General features: G+C 37.7%; 15 protein-coding genes, 1 tRNA gene, 1 pseudogene and 1 riboswitch. Of the genes and pseudogenes, 15 read left to right on the top strand and 2 right to left on the bottom strand.

The window, feature by feature from the left end:
• Positions 1-20 precede the first annotated feature (20 nt).
• Positions 21-356: a helix-turn-helix transcriptional regulator gene (locus tag RRU92_RS09460; RefSeq protein ID WP_315639596.1), complete on the bottom strand. Its 336-nt coding sequence runs from the start codon at positions 354-356 to the stop codon at positions 21-23.
• Positions 357-497: 141 nt separating this feature from the next.
• Here RRU92_RS09460 and RRU92_RS09455 point away from each other — a divergent pair, with 141 nt between their 5' ends.
• The 10 genes from RRU92_RS09455 (at position 498) to RRU92_RS09410 (ending at position 9,461) form a co-directional block, all read left to right on the top strand.
• Positions 498-2,984: an SEC10/PgrA surface exclusion domain-containing protein gene (locus tag RRU92_RS09455; protein ID WP_315639593.1), complete on the top strand. Its 2,487-nt coding sequence runs from the start codon at positions 498-500 to the stop codon at positions 2,982-2,984.
• Positions 2,984-4,069: a DUF6287 domain-containing protein gene (locus RRU92_RS09450; protein WP_315639592.1), complete on the top strand. Its 1,086-nt coding sequence runs from the start codon at positions 2,984-2,986 to the stop codon at positions 4,067-4,069. Before RRU92_RS09455 ends, RRU92_RS09450 begins: the two co-directional genes overlap by 1 nt.
• A 26-nt stretch (positions 4,070-4,095) precedes the next feature.
• On the top strand, positions 4,096-4,674 hold the full coding sequence (locus tag RRU92_RS09445; RefSeq protein WP_315639591.1) for a hypothetical protein: 579 nt from the start codon (positions 4,096-4,098) through the stop codon (positions 4,672-4,674).
• A 532-nt stretch (positions 4,675-5,206) separates the two neighbouring features.
• Complete coding sequence (locus RRU92_RS09440; protein ID WP_315639589.1) at positions 5,207-5,512, top strand: type II toxin-antitoxin system RelB/DinJ family antitoxin; 306 nt, start codon at positions 5,207-5,209, stop codon at positions 5,510-5,512.
• The gene (locus RRU92_RS09435) at positions 5,509-5,841 is read left to right on the top strand and encodes a type II toxin-antitoxin system RelE/ParE family toxin (RefSeq protein WP_315639588.1); all 333 of its coding nucleotides are present in this window, start codon (positions 5,509-5,511) and stop codon (positions 5,839-5,841) included. The genes RRU92_RS09440 and RRU92_RS09435 overlap by 4 nt, the downstream gene beginning before the upstream one ends.
• Before the next feature lie 400 nt (positions 5,842-6,241).
• Positions 6,242-7,234, top strand: coding sequence for an ATP-binding cassette domain-containing protein (locus RRU92_RS09430; RefSeq protein ID WP_315639587.1), 993 nt, complete (start codon positions 6,242-6,244; stop codon positions 7,232-7,234).
• Position 7,235: 1 nt separating this feature from the next.
• Positions 7,236-8,054, top strand: coding sequence for an ABC transporter permease (locus RRU92_RS09425; RefSeq protein WP_315639586.1), 819 nt, complete (start codon positions 7,236-7,238; stop codon positions 8,052-8,054).
• 1 nt (position 8,055) lies between these two features.
• Positions 8,056-8,841, top strand: a complete 786-nt coding sequence (locus tag RRU92_RS09420; RefSeq protein ID WP_315639584.1) for an ABC transporter permease — start codon at positions 8,056-8,058, stop codon at positions 8,839-8,841.
• A gap of 38 nt (positions 8,842-8,879) precedes the next feature.
• On the top strand, positions 8,880-9,341 hold the full coding sequence (locus RRU92_RS09415; RefSeq protein ID WP_315640926.1) for a GNAT family N-acetyltransferase: 462 nt from the start codon (positions 8,880-8,882) through the stop codon (positions 9,339-9,341).
• Between the two features lie 47 nt (positions 9,342-9,388).
• Positions 9,389-9,461, top strand: a tRNA-Thr gene (locus tag RRU92_RS09410).
• Between the two features lie 661 nt (positions 9,462-10,122).
• On the opposite strand, the pseudogene RRU92_RS09405 reads toward RRU92_RS09410, so the two are convergent.
• Positions 10,123-10,306, bottom strand: a pseudogene (locus RRU92_RS09405) (helix-turn-helix domain-containing protein); the annotation flags it as partial.
• Between the two features lie 407 nt (positions 10,307-10,713).
• Positions 10,714-10,802: riboswitch (glycine riboswitch) on the top strand.
• A 90-nt stretch (positions 10,803-10,892) separates the two neighbouring features.
• Between RRU92_RS09405 and RRU92_RS09400 the strand changes: the two are divergent.
• The 5 genes from RRU92_RS09400 (at position 10,893) to RRU92_RS09380 (ending at position 16,690) form a co-directional block, all read left to right on the top strand.
• On the top strand, positions 10,893-12,215 hold the full coding sequence (locus tag RRU92_RS09400; protein ID WP_281334743.1) for an alanine/glycine:cation symporter family protein: 1,323 nt from the start codon (positions 10,893-10,895) through the stop codon (positions 12,213-12,215).
• Between the two features lie 438 nt (positions 12,216-12,653).
• The gene (locus RRU92_RS09395) at positions 12,654-13,832 is read left to right on the top strand and encodes a ryptide export MFS transporter (protein ID WP_315639582.1); all 1,179 of its coding nucleotides are present in this window, start codon (positions 12,654-12,656) and stop codon (positions 13,830-13,832) included.
• Between the two features lie 225 nt (positions 13,833-14,057).
• Positions 14,058-14,606, top strand: coding sequence for a carboxymuconolactone decarboxylase family protein (locus RRU92_RS09390; RefSeq protein WP_045763587.1), 549 nt, complete (start codon positions 14,058-14,060; stop codon positions 14,604-14,606).
• Between the two features lie 14 nt (positions 14,607-14,620).
• The gene (locus RRU92_RS09385) at positions 14,621-15,685 is read left to right on the top strand and encodes an acyl-CoA dehydrogenase family protein (protein WP_315639578.1); all 1,065 of its coding nucleotides are present in this window, start codon (positions 14,621-14,623) and stop codon (positions 15,683-15,685) included.
• A 108-nt stretch (positions 15,686-15,793) separates the two neighbouring features.
• Positions 15,794-16,690 (top strand): TDT family transporter, encoded by an 897-nt coding sequence (locus RRU92_RS09380; protein WP_315639576.1) that lies wholly within the window; start codon positions 15,794-15,796, stop codon positions 16,688-16,690.
• Positions 16,691-16,710: the final 20 nt, after the last annotated feature.

Raw genomic sequence — 16,710 nt, 5'->3', positions numbered from 1 at the left:
AGATAAAAAAGTCTAGCATTTTATTCTTCTAAAGTTTCTAAGATGAGGTTAATAGCATCAAGTAGTTTTTTTCGTTTTGAAATGGGTAGTTCAGAAATCAGTTCAAATGTTTTTGACGTCTCAAAATCAGCTTCTTGATTAAAAAAGTTAAAAAATTCAGCTTCAGTGACTTCCAAAGCAATGATAATTTTCTCTAACGTTTCTAATTTTATATTTAAATTTTTATTTTCAATATTATAGATATAATTAATACCTAGATTGGCTTTCTCACTCAACTCCCACTGTGTCATTTTTTTCTGCTTTCTTAAATGTCGGATTCGAAGAGAGATATGTTTTTGTAATGTGTATTTGTTCATATAATCCCCTAATTTCTCTATTGTAACTCTTAAATTATCACCACAAATCCCCTCTATAGAGTTAAAATTATACTTAAATCACTTTACAAAATAGGTATTTTGTATTAAACTAATGGAAGAACGACTTATAAGGAGTGAAATATGGATAAACGCACAAAATGGAGTTTAGCAGCAGCTGCACTTGTTACTGCTAGCCTAGCAAAGGTTGAAGATGTCAATGCTAAGGAATTAACTGAACAAGGACTTTCTTCTCAAGTAATCACAGAGCAAACATCAACTAAAACCGTAGAGATTACAAAAGAACAAGTTAATCAAGCAGAACAAAACGTAAAACATGCCGAACAAACCGTTGAAAATGCACGTACAGAAAATGAAACTGTAAATAAAACAGTAAAAGAACTTGAGCAACAAGTATCAGTAGCCAAACAAAATGTACAAGATGCAGAAGAAACTCAACATGCATCTGATACATCAATCGCTAAAGCGGAGACTGAACTGACAAATGCTACTGACCATGTTACAAATGCAACAATGCAACATTCTGTATCAGCAGATCAAGTAACCCATGCTAAGCAAACAGTTGACGAACAAACAACAAAACTAAAACAAGCAACTGAACAAGTAAACGAACAAGAACATATCGTTCAATCAGCACAAGATCGTGTTCAAGAAATTGAAGAATCTATTCATCATACAAATGAACGTGAACTAACTGATGCACTTACTCAAGCAACAACAGTTGTTGAGCAATCAAAAGAAGCTGTTACAGTAGCTGAGCATCAAGTAGAAATTGCAAAAGAAGCTGATGAAAAACGTAATGAAACAATCAATATCTTAGATGAAAAAGTTACCCAAGCAACAACCAATAATGTTATTGCAAATAATACAGTAACAAACAAAGAAGCAGAGGTTAAGGTAGCAGAACAACGAGTTCAAGATGCGCAACAAACACTTACTAATGCTACTACAACGCTAAAAACATTAACAAATCAAGTTGTAAATACATTAACTCTTAGTGAAGAATATATTAAAGCACTAAAAGAAGATGATGAAGTAACCTTGAAACGTATTAATGAAATTGTTGGTGATAAAAACGAATACAAGTCAAATGAAGTTGACAAAACTCGAAATATTGATATTCGAAATTTAACATACGATCAACAATTAGAGTTAACACAATTTGCAGCTGATTTGATTAATCAAGTACGTAAGCAATATGGTTCACCACTTGTTACAATTACAAAAGACTCTCTTAAATTTGCAAATACAGTTGTACGTAGAGATGAAGCAAATGGTTATCAAATGGATGATGGGCATGATGTTAAAGTTATCAATGAAGTTGCACGTGAATTTGGTCTAACAACTGGTGGAAAACTTCAATTTTATGAAAACTTATTTTCATATGGATTAAATGATGATGAGTACGAAAATGAATACAAACACTTGGGTGTAAATGCTGATCAATTTGATACTAAAACAATGGATGAAGCTAAACGACGAATTTATAAATCATTAGAAGCATTCTTGTTTAATGGATATGAATGGCAACATGCTAGAAGTGTTGTAGGTTATACAAATGAACCAGCATACTTTGGTCTTGCAATTGGCCATGGATTAGCAGTAGGGAAAGTACATTTCGAATATGTAGAACCACGTTATATTAAAGATCCATCAAAATTCGATACTACTGAAATTAAAGTTGAGTCACCAACAGAACGTATTGAAAAAGCAAAGACTGACATTAAAAATGCAGAAGTTACTCTTTCTAATGCAAAGACTGAATTAGCTGAAAAACAAACTGAATTAGAAACTGCAAAAGAACAGGCTCAAGCAGCAGGTCTCATTCTTACACAGGCAAAAGAAGCACTTACAGAAGCTAAGGAATCTAAAGAACAGACTCCTGATGCATTAACAAAACTAGAATTAGCTAAAGATAACCTTCGTAAAGCTGAACTTGAAAAAGAAACTGCAGAAGAAAAACTTAAATCTCTTTCTAAAACAAAAGAAGAAAAAGAAAAAGATCTACTTACAGCTAAAGAACAGTTAAGTCAAGATAAGAAAGAATTAAAATCTCGTCAAGATAACCTTTTAACAGTTGAAAGAAAGTATCAGGAAGCCGTTAAACAATTAGCAGATGCAGAAGAAAACTTTAATATCACATTAAATGTATTAACAGATGCGAAACAAGATCTTAAACGTGCACAAGATAAAGTTGATGCATTGAAAAATGCACCGAAACGATTAGAAGATGCGAAACATGCGCTTGATCAACTCACACAAGAGTATGAAAAAGCTCTAGACTTACAACATACAAGTGAACTAGAATTGAAAAAGGCAATTTCTGAGCTTACTAACGCAACTCATGAATATCAAGTAATTAAAGCTCAATACGAAGCATACCAAGCACGCCTAAAACCATCAACAGATGTAAAAGATAGTAAAGAGCAAAATCTGAAAGGGAAAAAAGAGACTCCAAGTGCGAATCAGGTTGTTAGCTATAGCCGTGTAGCTAGAAATAAAGAATTGCCAAAAACTGGTAGTGCAAGCTCTGTTTTAACCTTGATTGGCCTAGGTGCGCTTAGCTTACTTGGAGTAACACGTTCAAAACGTAAAAAAGAGGATAGATAATGAAAAGAGTCAATATATTTGTTTCATTGATATTCTTACTTGTTTTGTTAACAGGTTGTAGTAAGAACCTTAACGGTATTTATGAAGGGAAAAATGGGATAGTTTCATATCGCTTGGAGATTAAAGATAAAGTAGCATCTTTGAGAATGAATGCCTTGGTTTTTGAGGATAATGTGGATCTGTCTGTTGATTCTAAAAATAAGGAGTTAACTGGAACATATAGGGATGACGAAGTAAGCTTATCTTATGAAATGAAGGAGGAGGCTCTTACTTTAACACCGAAAAATTCAGGAGCTTTAAAGATTACATCAGACTCAGTTGTAATGAAAAAAATAACCGGAAATGGTCAAAAAGAATCAGAAAAGCAATCTTCTTCAACTCGGAGTGAAGATGCTGGAACGTCAACAAAATCATCGACTAACAGCAGCTCGCAAAACACTAGTTCTAAAGAAAAAGGGGCCTCGAAGTCTTTGGATGTGACTGCTATCCAGTCAGGAGAGTTTTCTAGTCTAGTTGGAACCTGGCAGAATGCTAACGGAAAAGTCTTGAAATTTGATCGACAAGGTCTTGTCGAGCCACAAGATACGCGCTTGAATACAAATCGTTCTACTCTTGAAGGAGGGATTTTAAAGGCTAGTTTACAGCATGGATTTACTGGTTCAATGATTTACTTGGCGCCCAGTGGAACAGTTTTTCCAGATGGAGTAGATGGAAAACATGATGCTTCTGATAGTTCAAAAGATAGAATCTGGACTGGACAACAAGGTATATTTTCAGATGCAAATGATTTTTACTACAAGATGAGCACGGAGCTTTTAGATACGACGGGAACTACTGTGAAACGTAGTGGAGATGATGCACGTAAACGGCGTAATACTGGTGTTTGGTTAAGTGGTGGACAGTCCTCCGTTGATTATGCAAACGAAAAGCTAGGTTTTAAAGAGCGTGAAGTATTTGCAGGAAACTACGGTATGACAGATGAAATCCCCTATAACGCAGTTCATAGTACAGATGGTTCTGTAGTTTGGGTCTATCAAAACGGGGTAATCTTACAAGAAGACGGACAAATTCTTTATGAACCGTGATTGGGAGTTAGGAGAAAGAAAAGGAAATGGAAATGACGAGAGAGGAAATTTTACAATACTTACAAGATAAACGTGAGTTGACAGCTCCAGTAGCAGTAACTTTGAAAAATTTACATGAAAAACAAACTAAGTTAACGAAAGCTAAGCAGTTCTTAGGAAAAACTATTATTGCAATGTTTGTACTTACTTTTCTAATTTTGATTACTGGTAGTGGTAGAGGTTTAGAACGTTTTGTATTTCTGGTGATAGGAATTGTATTATTTGGTGGTCGTCAGTTATTTTTGATACAACCAGCAGAAGCTGAACTGGAACAAGCTCAGAAATTACATAATACAGAAATCAGTCAATCAGGGTACATTAATGGGAAAAAGAATTTTCCAGAGAAATTTTATAATTATAGTGATACTTACCGTCTTTATAAACTGGTTGAAGAAGGACGTGCTTTGACATTGCAGGAGGCGTATAATCTTTTAGAAACACAACAATTTCAAGAAAATCAACTTTCTATTCAAGAAGAAACTCGCGCTTTGCAGCATGATATTGCTAGTTCAGCACGTGTTGCAGCTGTCGGCTCTGTTATTTCAGCTTTTAATACTAGAAAGTAATAAACGATTTCTCTTAGTGTATCAGAAGGAAATGAAAGAAAATATTCTCAATTCCAGATTGTCAAAATTATTTCAGAAAATGACTGCTTATTAAGGCATAGAAACTTTGTAGCCTAGTCAATTAAAATCAATGTCATATATGTCTACAAAATCTTTTAATGTTTTGTAAATAAATTGATGAATTATAAAAATCAATAAGTGGTAAATGTCCCTCAGAATTCATGTTTTTGGGGTAAATATACAAATGAGGTCAGGAAAAAATTACGACCTCATTTTTTAATAAATGAGACTTTTCTTATCATTTTAGTTTCTATATCCATAATATTCGATAAACCAGTAGGTCCTTGAAACCTTTAGGGGTTAGGATTACGAGAGCGCTACATGATCAATAGTTTTCTGTATAACCACTTTTTTTGATGCCTAATCTTTCAACAGTGTAATAGTGGTATTTCGTTTTCAGAAAAACATTAAATTGACAAGTAATGCAAATTGATGTACAATTACAGTACAAATCTTAAGTGAGGTGATAAGAATGGGAAAAACAGCTACAATTAGTGTTCGAGTTGATGAATTAGATAAACAATCAGCTGAACAGGTTTTGAAGCAGCTTGGGATGCCGATGTCAACATTAGTTACACTATTATTGAAACAAGTATCATTAACGAAGAAAATCCCTTTTGATATTGCATTGCCAGACGCACCTTCATCAGTGAATGTAGAGGAAATGACAGCTGAACGATTTGGACAAATGATGGTTGAAGCTTATCATGAAGCAGAAAACAGTCAGGTTCGATCGGTCAATGAGTTCTTTAAAGAATTTAAGGAACGGAATGTATGACTAAAATAACCATTAATATTTTAAAAAGAGCTGAAAGTGATATGGAAGCCATTTATCATTATATTGCAGATGAGCTTCAATCACCGAAAACTTCCATGAATCACTTTGAAGCTATTGCAGAAGGGATTAAAACTTTAGAAATATTTCCTGAAAGATGCGCTATTGTAGAAGAATTGCTCAGTTTAGATATTAAAGTTAGACGACTACTAGTAAAAAATTATTCAGTGTTTTATCGCTTTGATAAGGATACAGTTACCATCTTGAGAGTGTTACATCAATCAAGTAGCTTGGACAGATTACTGTTTGAAATCGGGAACAAATCCGATTGACGTATACGTATTTAGTCAGATTATATTCTATTTCATGGCACTTTATATAAAATCGTAGTTAAAGCTTTCTAAAAAACATGTGACACTGCTCAGTAGGTTCAAGAAAGTAAAGTTTAATCTAGCTGAACCATATAAAACAGCAACCTGCCCCTTTTGGCAGGTTTTTTGGTATTTTAAGGAAACTATCAAGCCAGAATTTTTGAATAAAAGTATTATTTTAAGAGAAAAATTTTCAATTTCACAAATTTTAGGCAAACGCTTGCATTCCTTTTTTTATTGGACTATAATAGGTTGGTATAAATCCTTCTGTAATAATATTGAGAAGGTGTAGAAAGTAAGGATTTAGAATATTTGTAGTTAAAAATACAATGCTGCTATTCCTTGCGATAGGGAGATAGATATGGCAATGATAGAAGTGCAACACCTTCAGAAAAATTTTGTGAAGACAGTCAAGGAGCCAGGCTTGAAGGGAGCCTTGCGCTCCTTTATTCATCCTGAAAAGCAGACCTTTGAAGCAGTCAAGGATTTGACCTTTGAAGTTCCAAAAGGGCAGATTTTAGGATTTATCGGGGCCAATGGTGCTGGGAAGTCGACAACCATTAAAATGCTGACCGGGATTTTAAAACCGACATCTGGTTTTTGTCGGATTAACGGCAAAATTCCACAAGATAATCGTCAAGACTATGTCAAGGATATTGGAGTCGTTTTCGGACAACGGACCCAGCTCTGGTGGGATTTAGCTCTGCAAGAGACCTACACGGTCTTGAAAGAGATTTACGATGTGCCAGACTCGCTCTTTCATAAGCGAATGGACTTTTTGAATGAAGTCTTGGATTTGAAGGATTTTATCAAGGATCCCGTGAGAACTCTTTCACTAGGTCAACGAATGCGAGCGGATATTGCAGCTTCCTTGCTTCACAATCCCAAAGTTCTCTTTTTAGATGAACCGACAATTGGTTTGGATGTGTCGGTCAAGGATAATATTCGACGTGCTATCACCCAGATCAATCAGGAGGAAGAGACAACTATTCTCCTGACCACTCACGACTTGAGCGATATTGAGCAACTCTGTGATCGGATTTTTATGATAGACAAGGGGCAGGAGATTTTTGATGGGACGGTTAGCCAGCTCAAGGAAACCTTTGGTAAGATGAAGACACTCTCCTTTGAACTGCTACCAGGTCAAAGTCATATCGTTTCTCACTATGAAGGTTTTGCGGATATGAGCATTGATAGACAGGGGAATAGTCTCAACATTGAATTCGATAGTTCTCGCTACCAGTCAGCTGACATTATCAAGCAAACCCTGTCTGATTTTGAAATCCGCGATTTGAAGATGGTGGATACGGATATTGAGGATATTATCCGTCGCTTCTATCGAAAGGAGCTCTAAGATGGTCAAATTGTGGAGACGTTATAAACCCTTTATCAATGCAGGTGTTCAGGAATTGATTACCTACCGAGTAAACTTTATTCTCTATCGAATAGGCGATGTCATGGGGGCTTTTGTGGCCTTTTATCTCTGGAAGGCTGTCTTTGATTCCTCACAAGAGTCTTTGATTCAGGGCTTCAGTATGGCAGATATCACCCTCTACATCATCATGAGTTTTGTGACCAATCTTCTTACTAGGTCAGATTCTTCCTTTATGATTGGGGAGGAGGTCAAGGATGGTTCCATTATCATGCGCTTGCTGAGACCAGTGCATTTTGCGGCCTCTTACCTTTTCACCGAACTTGGTTCCAAGTGGTTGATTTTTATCTCTGTTGGCCTGCCATTTTTAAGTGTCATCGTGTTAATGAAAATCTTATCTGGGCAAGGGATTGTAGAAGTGCTGGGATTAACTGTCCTTTATCTTTTTAGCTTAACGCTGGCCTATCTGATTAACTTTTTCTTTAATATCTGCTTTGGATTTTCTGCCTTTGTGTTTAAAAATCTTTGGGGTTCCAATCTACTTAAGACTTCTATAGTGGCTTTCATGTCTGGAAGTTTGATTCCCTTGGCATTCTTTCCAAAGATGGTTTCAGATATTCTCTCCTTCTTGCCTTTTTCATCCTTGATTTATACTCCGGTCATGATCATTGTTGGGAAATACGATGCCAGTCAGATGCTTCAGGCGCTTTTGCTCCAGTTTTTCTGGCTCTTAGTGATGGTGGGCTTGTCTCAGTTGATTTGGAAACGAGTCCAGTCATTCATTACCATTCAGGGAGGTTAGTATGAAAAAATATCAACGTATGCATCTGATTTTTATCAGACAATACATCAAACAAATCATGGAATACAAGGTGGATTTTGTGGTTGGTGTGCTGGGAGTTTTTCTAACTCAAGGCTTGAACCTCCTATTTCTCAATGTCATCTTTCAACACATTCCATCACTAGAAGGTTGGACTTTTCAAGAAATTGCCTTTATCTATGGTTTTTCCTTGATTCCCAAGGGACTGGACCATCTCTTTTTTGATAATCTCTGGGCTTTAGGTCAACGACTAGTTCGAAAAGGGGAGTTTGACAAGTATCTGACTCGTCCTATCAATCCTCTCTTTCACATCCTCGTTGAGACCTTTCAGATTGATGCCTTGGGTGAACTCTTGGTCGGTGGCATTCTATTAGGAACAACAGTGACTAGCATCGCTTGGACTCTTCCAAAATTCCTGATTTTTCTAGTCTGTATTCCTTTTGCGACCTTGATTTATACTTCCTTGAAAATTGCGACAGCCAGCATCGCTTTTTGGACCAAGCAGTCAGGTGCCATGATTTACATTTTCTATATGTTTAATGATTTTGCCAAGTATCCTATTTCTATTTACAATTCATTTCTTCGATGGTTGATTAGCTTTATCGTTCCTTTCGCCTTTACGGCCTACTATCCTGCCAGCTATTTCTTGCAGGATAAGGATGTAATCTTTAACATCGGAGGTTTGATTTTGATTTCCCTTGTTTTCTTTGTCATTTCCCTTAAACTCTGGGACAGGGGCTTGGATGCCTATGAAAGTGCGGGTTCGTAAGTGGTAAAGTAAGACTAAAATCAAGAAAGGCACTTATGATGTTTGTAATTGAAGCAGTCAAGGATGAAAATCAAAAAATGGCAGTTGTTGCTGAGGTTTTAAAGGATTTGCCAGAATGGTTTGGAATACCAGAAAGCACGCAAGCCTACATAGAAGGAGCCAAGGACTTGCAAGTTTGGGCAGCCTATCAGGAGAGTGATTTGCTTGGCTTTGTATGTCTCTCCTATTCTAGTAAAGATTGTGCAGAGATTGATTGTCTCGGTGTAAAAAAAGCTCATCAAGGTAGAGGAATTGGGAGTCAATTGCTTGTTACTTTAGAGAGTGAAGCCAGCAAAAATGTTGATTTTTTGCAGGTGAAAACAGTGGCAGAAGGTTCTAATAAAGATTATGACCGAACAAATGTCTTTTATCGCAGTCTTGGCTTTAAAAAATTAGAGATTTTTCCACAACTGTGGGGACCCCAAAATCCTTGTCAGATTTTGATTAAAAAGATAGGTTAAGAATCTCTTGACATCCGTCCTTATAGTGCTATACTATAAGTGGAATCGCCGATTTAGCTCAGTTGGTAGAGCACCGCACTCGTAACGCGAAGGTCACAGGTTCAAACCCTGCAATCGGCATTTTTACTAATGTAAAGAAAGACAAAGAAAATTCAAAATGTTTATTTAAAGGCAATTATCTCAAGTTGATTGTTAAAAATAATTTAGTATTTTATTTGAAAAAAACAGTAAAAAAGCGCAAAAAATCACTTCCTGTGCTACACTGTAATTGAAAATTTTTTTAGTTTGGGCGTTAGAACTGTTCCCTCAGTCCTAGCGCCTTTTCTGTTTGATAAGTCTGTTTGGTGGAGAAATGATTCTGATACTCAATGAAAATCAAAGAGCAAAGTAGGAAACTAGCCGCAGGTTGCTCAAAGTACTGCTTTGAGGTTGTAGATAGAACTGACGAAGTCAGCTCAAAACACTGTTTTGAGGTTGCAGATGAAACTGACGAAGTCAGTAACATATATACGGCAAGGCGACGTTGACGCAGTTTGAAGAGATTTTCGAAGAGTATGAGAATCTTATGGGCGCAAGTAATGATGGCTTTCATCTTGCTTCCTATTTGGGAAATTCGAGTGTAAAAAGAAGAAAAGCCTGGATCCTTAGAATTTGCTGCAATCAATCCCGACATAGTCAAAGCTTGCTTGATATATCGATTTCCTTGCGTGATGTGTGAGGATATTTTAATGCCAGCACTTTCATAAGACTATTGAGCATAGTCGGCAGAATAAACCTTTTAGAAGCGCCCTATTCCAACACATTGTAGGACTGTCCCACGCTTGATTTCAGTATGGATAGTTTGAGGAGTTTTTCCAAGTAGAGGGGCAATTTCTCTATTTGATTTCCCTTTTTTTCCATCGTTCGATTAACCGACGGCTATCGATTGTCAAATGTTTGGCTTTTGTAGTATAATGGCTTTGAATCTCTGTGCCTTTCTTGTGTTTGTGTTTGAACAACAAGTATAACACAGAGCTGTTTTTTTATGCCTATAAGAGATTTCATGTGACAAGAGGAGCCCCTGAAGCTGTTTTGTCAGCTAAAGCAAGGCTAGTCTTAGCCTTGGACACCAGCCTAACATCATCAAGCCGCTTATCAAATGAAATCGAGTACTAGCTATAAGCTAGTTGAAGCATCTAATTTTTAGGAGGGCTGGATGGCTAACTTCATTATAGAACTTTCAGTAAAGCAAAAATCATAAAAAGTATAATAAAATTTTCTGAAAATAATTGACAAGAGCTGAATTTTCTTGTAAAATAAATAAAAATTAAATACAACACCGAATGAAGTTTAATAGAAGTGGAAAATCGTTTGATTTTTCATGACTGTAAATGGACGGAACTCTGGAGAGACCGTAAAGGCACCGAAGGGGCAAGGCAGGCAACTGCTCAAACTCTCAGGTAAAAGGACAGAGCAATGATAGAGCGCTTTTTGGCATTTATCGATGCATTCCAGAGTACATGTTTTTAACATGTACTCTTTCTTTTGGGGTTGAATAGATAGGAGAATGGTATGTTAAATTTGCTAAAAGAGCTAGATGCTCTGGTATGGGGCCCACCCCTTTTGATTTTATTGGTTGGTACAGGGATTTACTTGACTCTTCGTTTAGGACTTTTACAAATCTTGCGTCTCCCTAAGGCCTTCCAGCTTATTTTTACCAAGGATAAAGGACATGGTGATGTTTCGAGCTTTGCTGCCTTGTGTACAGCCCTAGCAGCAACTGTTGGTACGGGAAATATTATCGGGGTTGCAACGGCTATCAAGGTTGGTGGACCAGGTGCTCTTTTTTGGATGTGGGTGGCTGCTTTCTTTGGAATGGCAACCAAGTATGCAGAAGGACTACTTGCTATCAAATATCGAACCAAGGATGACCATGGTGCGGTAGCAGGAGGACCGATGCACTATATCCTTCTAGGGATGGGAGAAAAGTGGCGCCCTCTTGCAATCTTCTTTGCTGTAGCTGGAGTCTTGGTTGCACTTTTGGGGATTGGTACTTTTGCCCAGGTGAATTCCATTACAGAATCCGTGCAAAATACGGCTAGTATTGATCCGACAATTACTGCACTTGTTTTATCTATTTTTGTAGGGATTGCAGTCTTTGGTGGACTTAAGTCTATTTCTAAGGTGTCAACTACAGTTGTTCCCTTTATGGCTATTGTCTACATCTTGGGAACCTTGACAGTCATTTTCTTTAATATCGATAAAGTACCGGCAACACTTTCACTGGTTCTCACATCAGCTTTTAGTCCCATAGCTGCAGTGGGAGGATTTGCAGGAGCTAGTGTTCGGATGGCTATTCAAAATGGTGTGGCGCGTGGTGTCTTCTCAAACGAGTCTGGATTGGGTTCAGCACCCATTGCGGCTGCGGCAGCTAAGACCAACGAACCGGTGGAGCAAGGTTTGATTTCTATGACAGGAACCTTTATTGATACCTTGATTATCTGTACTTTGACTGGTCTGACAATCTTGGTGACTGGGGTTTGGAATGGTAATTTAGATGGTGTTGCTCTAACTCAGTCAGCTTTTTCTACAGTATTTTCTTTCTTTGGACCTGCTCTTCTAACAATCTTCTTGGTACTCTTTGCCTTTACTACGATTTTGGGATGGAACTATTACGGAGAGCGTTGTTTTGAGTTTCTCTTTGGCGTTCGCTTTATCTGGCTTTATCGTGTGGTCTTTGTACTCATGGTCTTGCTGGGAGGATTTATCGAGCTGGATATGGTCTGGGTCATTGCGGATATTGTTAATGCCCTCATGGCTCTACCAAACTTGATTGCACTCTTAGCCTTGTCGCCAGTTGTTATTGCTGAGACTAAGAAGTATTTTGATAAATAATGTATGATTGATATTACCATTTATAGATAAGACTAGCATCTGTTTGTGAGATGCTAGTTTTTTCACTACTAGGGCTAGTCTTTTATTTTATACTCAATGAAAATCAAAGAGCAAACTAGGAAACTAGCCGCAGGTTGCTCAAAGCACTGCTTTGAGGTTGTAGATAGAACTGACGAAGTCAGCTCAAAACACTGTTTTGAGGTTGCAGATGAAACTGATGAAGTCAGTCACATATATACGGCAAGGCGACGTTGACGCGGTTTGAAGAGATTTTCGAAGAGTATTATGTCATAAGATGAGTGAAATTCAAGAGTACTTCTTTTATGATATCCTTTATTTGCACTTTTATTTATTGTATAATAGTCAGCGTAAATCTGTTTCTGTTCTGATATGTCTTGTTTCATCTATGTGCGAAAGAGAAATAAACTGGAGGTGTTTATGTCAAAAGATATTCGAAAATTAGTGATTTCACAGGGAATAGCGAATCTAGCAGATGTCTTTTTTAGAGTCATTGTGATTGCAAATGTGTTTGTCTTATCTGGTTCGGTCATTTCAACCTCCCTAGTGCCAATTCTGATAGGTCTATCCTCCTTTTTAGCCAGTTTCTTAGTTCCATTAGTAACGAAGAGATTAGCTTTAAATCGTGTTCTTTTCTTGACTCAATTGGGTAAGACGATTCTGCTAGCGATTTTGGTTTTTCTACTCAAGCAATCTGAAACTATTTCCCTCCCTCTTTTATATGCTATTGTTACCTTAATCTCCGTTTTTGATGGTTTTGCAGCGCCCGTTTCCTATGCGATTGTTCCACGCTATGCAAGTGATTTAGCTAAAGCGAACGCAGCTATTTCTATGAGTGGTGAAAGTGTACAACTAGTTGGTTGGGGCTTGGGAGGCTTCTTATTTGCGAGTCTGGGAATGAATCCTAGCCTGCTCATTGTGTTAGCCTTGTTTACATTTTCGACGATTTTGATGTTCGGTTTGCCACTAGTCGAAAAAGAAGAGTTGTCCTCTGAAACAAGCCTTGAGACGCTAACAAAGGGTTGGCGATTGGTGGCTAAAGAATCAAGATTAAGATTTATTGTCCAAGCTAATCTCTTAGAAATTCTAGCCAATGCTATCTGGGTATCTTCTGTTCTACTTGTGTTTGTGACTGAGATTTTACATCGGTCAGAAAGCTATTGGGGCTACGTCAATACATCCTATTCCTTGGGGATTATCTTGGGAGGAGCTATTATCTTCCGTCTAGCCGAGAAAGTTGTTACCTATAAATATCAAACTATGACCTTTTCTTTGTTAGCTACAGCACTAGTAACTCTGTTGATAGTGTTATTTCCAAATCCACCTGCTTTTCTATTCCTATCTCTAGTAATTGGTTTTCTATCTCAGATTAAGGAAGTTCCTGAAAGCGTATTTTTACAGGAATCGGTTGATGAGAAGGAACTTGTGAATGTTTACTCCGTTATCGAAGTTGTCTCTACATTGGCCTTTTCTGTCTCTGTTTTTCTAATGAGTTTTATCACAGAATATTTTGGTGTATTTACTGGCTTTGGCTTGGCTATATTCTGTTTGCTAGTAGAGTCCATCTTAGTTTTAAGAAACAAGCATCAGATAAATTAACAGTTATGATCACACATCTGGTGTGATTTTTTTGTTTTCATAAAAATTTTTTATCAGTGCAATTTAAAATATATATTATGCAAGGTATAGATTCTGTGTTAGACTTATTGTCAACGAAAAGCTAATGACTCATCAATCAAGGCAAGGATTTGTTCAATAGGCTGATGAGACTTCGTAAGATTTTCGCAGAAACTATTTAATTACAAAATGAAAAGAGGTCCCCTTATGACAACATTTACTATCCACACAGTAGAATCAGCACCAGCAGAAGTGAAAGAAGTTCTTGAAACGGTACAAAAGGACAACAATGGTTATATCCCAAATCTTATCGGTCTTTTGGCCAATGCCCCTACAGCCCTAGAGGCTTATCGCACTGTTGGAGCTATTAACCGTCGCAATAGTCTAACACCTGTAGAACGAGAAGTGGTGCAAATCACTGCAGCTGTAACCAACGGTTGTGCCTTCTGCGTCGCTGGCCATACAGCCTTTTCTATCAAGCAAATCCAGATGAACGATGACCTACTTCAAGCCCTTCGCAATCGTACTCCAATCGAAAGCGATCCTAAGCTGGATACCCTAGCTAAGTTTACCTTGGCAGTTATCAATACCAAAGGGCGCGTAGGAGATGAAGCTCTTGGAGAATTTCTTGAAGCAGGCTATACACAAGAAAATGCCTTGGATGTTGTTCTCGGTGTCAGTCTAGCAAGTCTTTGTAACTATGCCAACAACCTAGCTAACACACCGATTAATCCAGAATTACAACCTTATGCATAAGAGGAGGGCAGAGTATGGGATTTTTTTCAGAAGAATTTTTAAGCTGGTTAGACCAGCACGCTGATGAAATTGACAAAAAATCATGTCAAGCTGGAGAAGAACTGATTGAGAAAATTGCTGCAGAAGGCGCCTTTCGTGTAGGGGTTCCCAAAGTTCTTGGAGGGCTAGGTGGAAATGATCAAGATGTTATCGATATCCTTGCTGAACTCGCTCAACATTCCTTAACAGCCTCCTTTATCTCATGGGGGCAACGAACTTTAATAGACAATATTCTACATACTGATAATGCTTATTTCAAAGAAGTTTACTTGGAAAAACTCTTATCAGGAGAATATGCAGGTGCTACGGCCTTATCTAATGCAGTCAAGTATCTATCTGACTTAGAAGAACTAAATGTTCGAATCCTTGAAGAAAATGGGAATTATTACCTAAAAGGCCGACTTCCTTGGGTAACCAATGCTCGTAGGGATCGCTTCCTCACTATTTTTGTAGCAGGATTTGCAGATGATCCGAGTACAAGTTATGTAGTAGTCGTACCATCGGACGCAGAAAACTTTAGTCGTTCCGAAGATTTGGAATTTGTTTCTCTCCAAGGAGGTAATACTGCAGCTCTGACTTTCAACAAGGTTCCTTTAAAGGAAGAGTGGATTCTATCCAAGGATGCTCATCAATTTTTAGCGCAAAATCGTCCAGCCTTTTTAGGCTACCAATTTGGCCTAGCCTTTGGTTTGGCTGAACGTTCACTCTCAGAAGTCGAAAAAGAATTGGGGAAACGAGGTGTCTTGAAAGAAGAATGGCAGCATCAGGTCGAACAGTTAGATGGTATTCGACATTCTCTCTATCAAGGACTATCTGAAGAGTCCTATTTCGTTAGAAATCCGCGTGAGCTATTCCAGTTACGAATCGATATTGTTGATGTTGTTGCCCAAAGTCTCTTATTAGAACTACAAGCTGGTGGCGGTAGAGGATACTTTAGTAAATCGACATCCGGTTTCATACGTCGTTGGAATGAAGGCGCATTTTTGCCAATTGTTTCTCCTAGTGCTGTGCAATTGCGACATATTCTAGCGACAAACTAAAAATAAAGAAAATAAAAACGAGGTTTATCTTTCTAAACTTCGTTTTTTAATCCTCCATTTAAGCGTTTTTATGCTATACTGATAATAACATGACTATTGGAGGTTCACATGAAAAAACTCCCCTTGGCCTTTTCAGGGTGCTTATTGGGATTGGCTGGAGCAGGCAATCTCATATTGGATATTTTTCCACTATTATCGCACGTCTTTAGTTTGTCAGGCTTGATTTTATGGTTTTATTTTTTATACAGTCATCTTAGTGATTGGCAAGAAAGCCAGCAAGAACTTAAGAAAGCTCCTCTATTATCGGGAATGGCGACCTTTCCCATGGCAGGGATGATTTTATCAACCTACTTACTGCGAATCTTACCTACGAGTATGAGTATCATAGCGCAAGCTCTTTGGTGGTTTGCTTTTCTTCTAGATGTAGGTTTAATCATCTACTTCACTAAAAATTATGTGCAGACTAAACCAAGAACGAGCGCAACGCCAAGTTGGACAGTTCTTTATGTGGGAATAGCAGTAGCAAGCTTGACCTACCCAGTGGTGGGCATAGTCGAGATTGCCTATGGCGCTTGGATTTTTGGATTTACCTTAACCCTTTTCCTTTATCCTCTGATTTATCAAGATTTGAAAAGTAATCCATTGCCACGGGCTTTACTGGGGCAAGAAGGAATCTACTGTGCTCCCTTTTCTCTACTGTTAGCAGCACTCGTTCGGATCGGAGGTTCAGGTCTTCATGTTTGGATTTTGCTAGTCATGATCCTTGCTTCACAAACTTTCTTTTTCTTTGTCCTCAGTCGTTTACCAAGGATTTTAAAACAGGGATTTCAACCAGCTTTTTCAGCCCTAACCTTCCCAACTATCATCACAGCAACTTCATTGAAAATGGTCCAAGGCATCCTGCAGTTTCCAGTCCTAAACCTTCTCGTTTGGCTGGAAACGATCATTTGTTTAACAATCCTTGTCTATGTATTAGTAGAATATATGCGGTATTTAAGAAACTAAAAAAGCCCCTAGCACTGAGA

The sequence above is a fragment of the Streptococcus sp. DTU_2020_1001019_1_SI_AUS_MUR_006 genome (assembly GCF_032340315.1).
GTDB lineage: Bacteria > Bacillota > Bacilli > Lactobacillales > Streptococcaceae > Streptococcus.
The sequence above is the reverse complement of the archived record's forward strand: the minus strand, read 5'-3'. Positions and strand labels throughout refer to the sequence as shown.

Coding starts and splice junctions, on each gene's coding strand:
- RRU92_RS09395 (WP_315639582.1), top strand. CDS start 12,654: ATGTCAAAAGATATTCGAAAATTAGTGATTTCACAGGGAATAGCGAAT.
- RRU92_RS09415 (WP_315640926.1), top strand. CDS start 8,880: ATGTTTGTAATTGAAGCAGTCAAGGATGAAAATCAAAAAATGGCAGTT.
- RRU92_RS09420 (WP_315639584.1), top strand. CDS start 8,056: ATGAAAAAATATCAACGTATGCATCTGATTTTTATCAGACAATACATC.
- RRU92_RS09435 (WP_315639588.1), top strand. CDS start 5,509: ATGACTAAAATAACCATTAATATTTTAAAAAGAGCTGAAAGTGATATG.
- RRU92_RS09450 (WP_315639592.1), top strand. CDS start 2,984: ATGAAAAGAGTCAATATATTTGTTTCATTGATATTCTTACTTGTTTTG.
- RRU92_RS09425 (WP_315639586.1), top strand. CDS start 7,236: ATGGTCAAATTGTGGAGACGTTATAAACCCTTTATCAATGCAGGTGTT.
- RRU92_RS09380 (WP_315639576.1), top strand. CDS start 15,794: ATGAAAAAACTCCCCTTGGCCTTTTCAGGGTGCTTATTGGGATTGGCT.
- RRU92_RS09385 (WP_315639578.1), top strand. CDS start 14,621: ATGGGATTTTTTTCAGAAGAATTTTTAAGCTGGTTAGACCAGCACGCT.
- RRU92_RS09440 (WP_315639589.1), top strand. CDS start 5,207: ATGGGAAAAACAGCTACAATTAGTGTTCGAGTTGATGAATTAGATAAA.
- RRU92_RS09390 (WP_045763587.1), top strand. CDS start 14,058: ATGACAACATTTACTATCCACACAGTAGAATCAGCACCAGCAGAAGTG.
- RRU92_RS09400 (WP_281334743.1), top strand. CDS start 10,893: ATGTTAAATTTGCTAAAAGAGCTAGATGCTCTGGTATGGGGCCCACCC.
- RRU92_RS09455 (WP_315639593.1), top strand. CDS start 498: ATGGATAAACGCACAAAATGGAGTTTAGCAGCAGCTGCACTTGTTACT.
- RRU92_RS09430 (WP_315639587.1), top strand. CDS start 6,242: ATGGCAATGATAGAAGTGCAACACCTTCAGAAAAATTTTGTGAAGACA.
- RRU92_RS09460 (WP_315639596.1), bottom strand. CDS start 356: ATGAACAAATACACATTACAAAAACATATCTCTCTTCGAATCCGACAT.
- RRU92_RS09445 (WP_315639591.1), top strand. CDS start 4,096: ATGGAAATGACGAGAGAGGAAATTTTACAATACTTACAAGATAAACGT.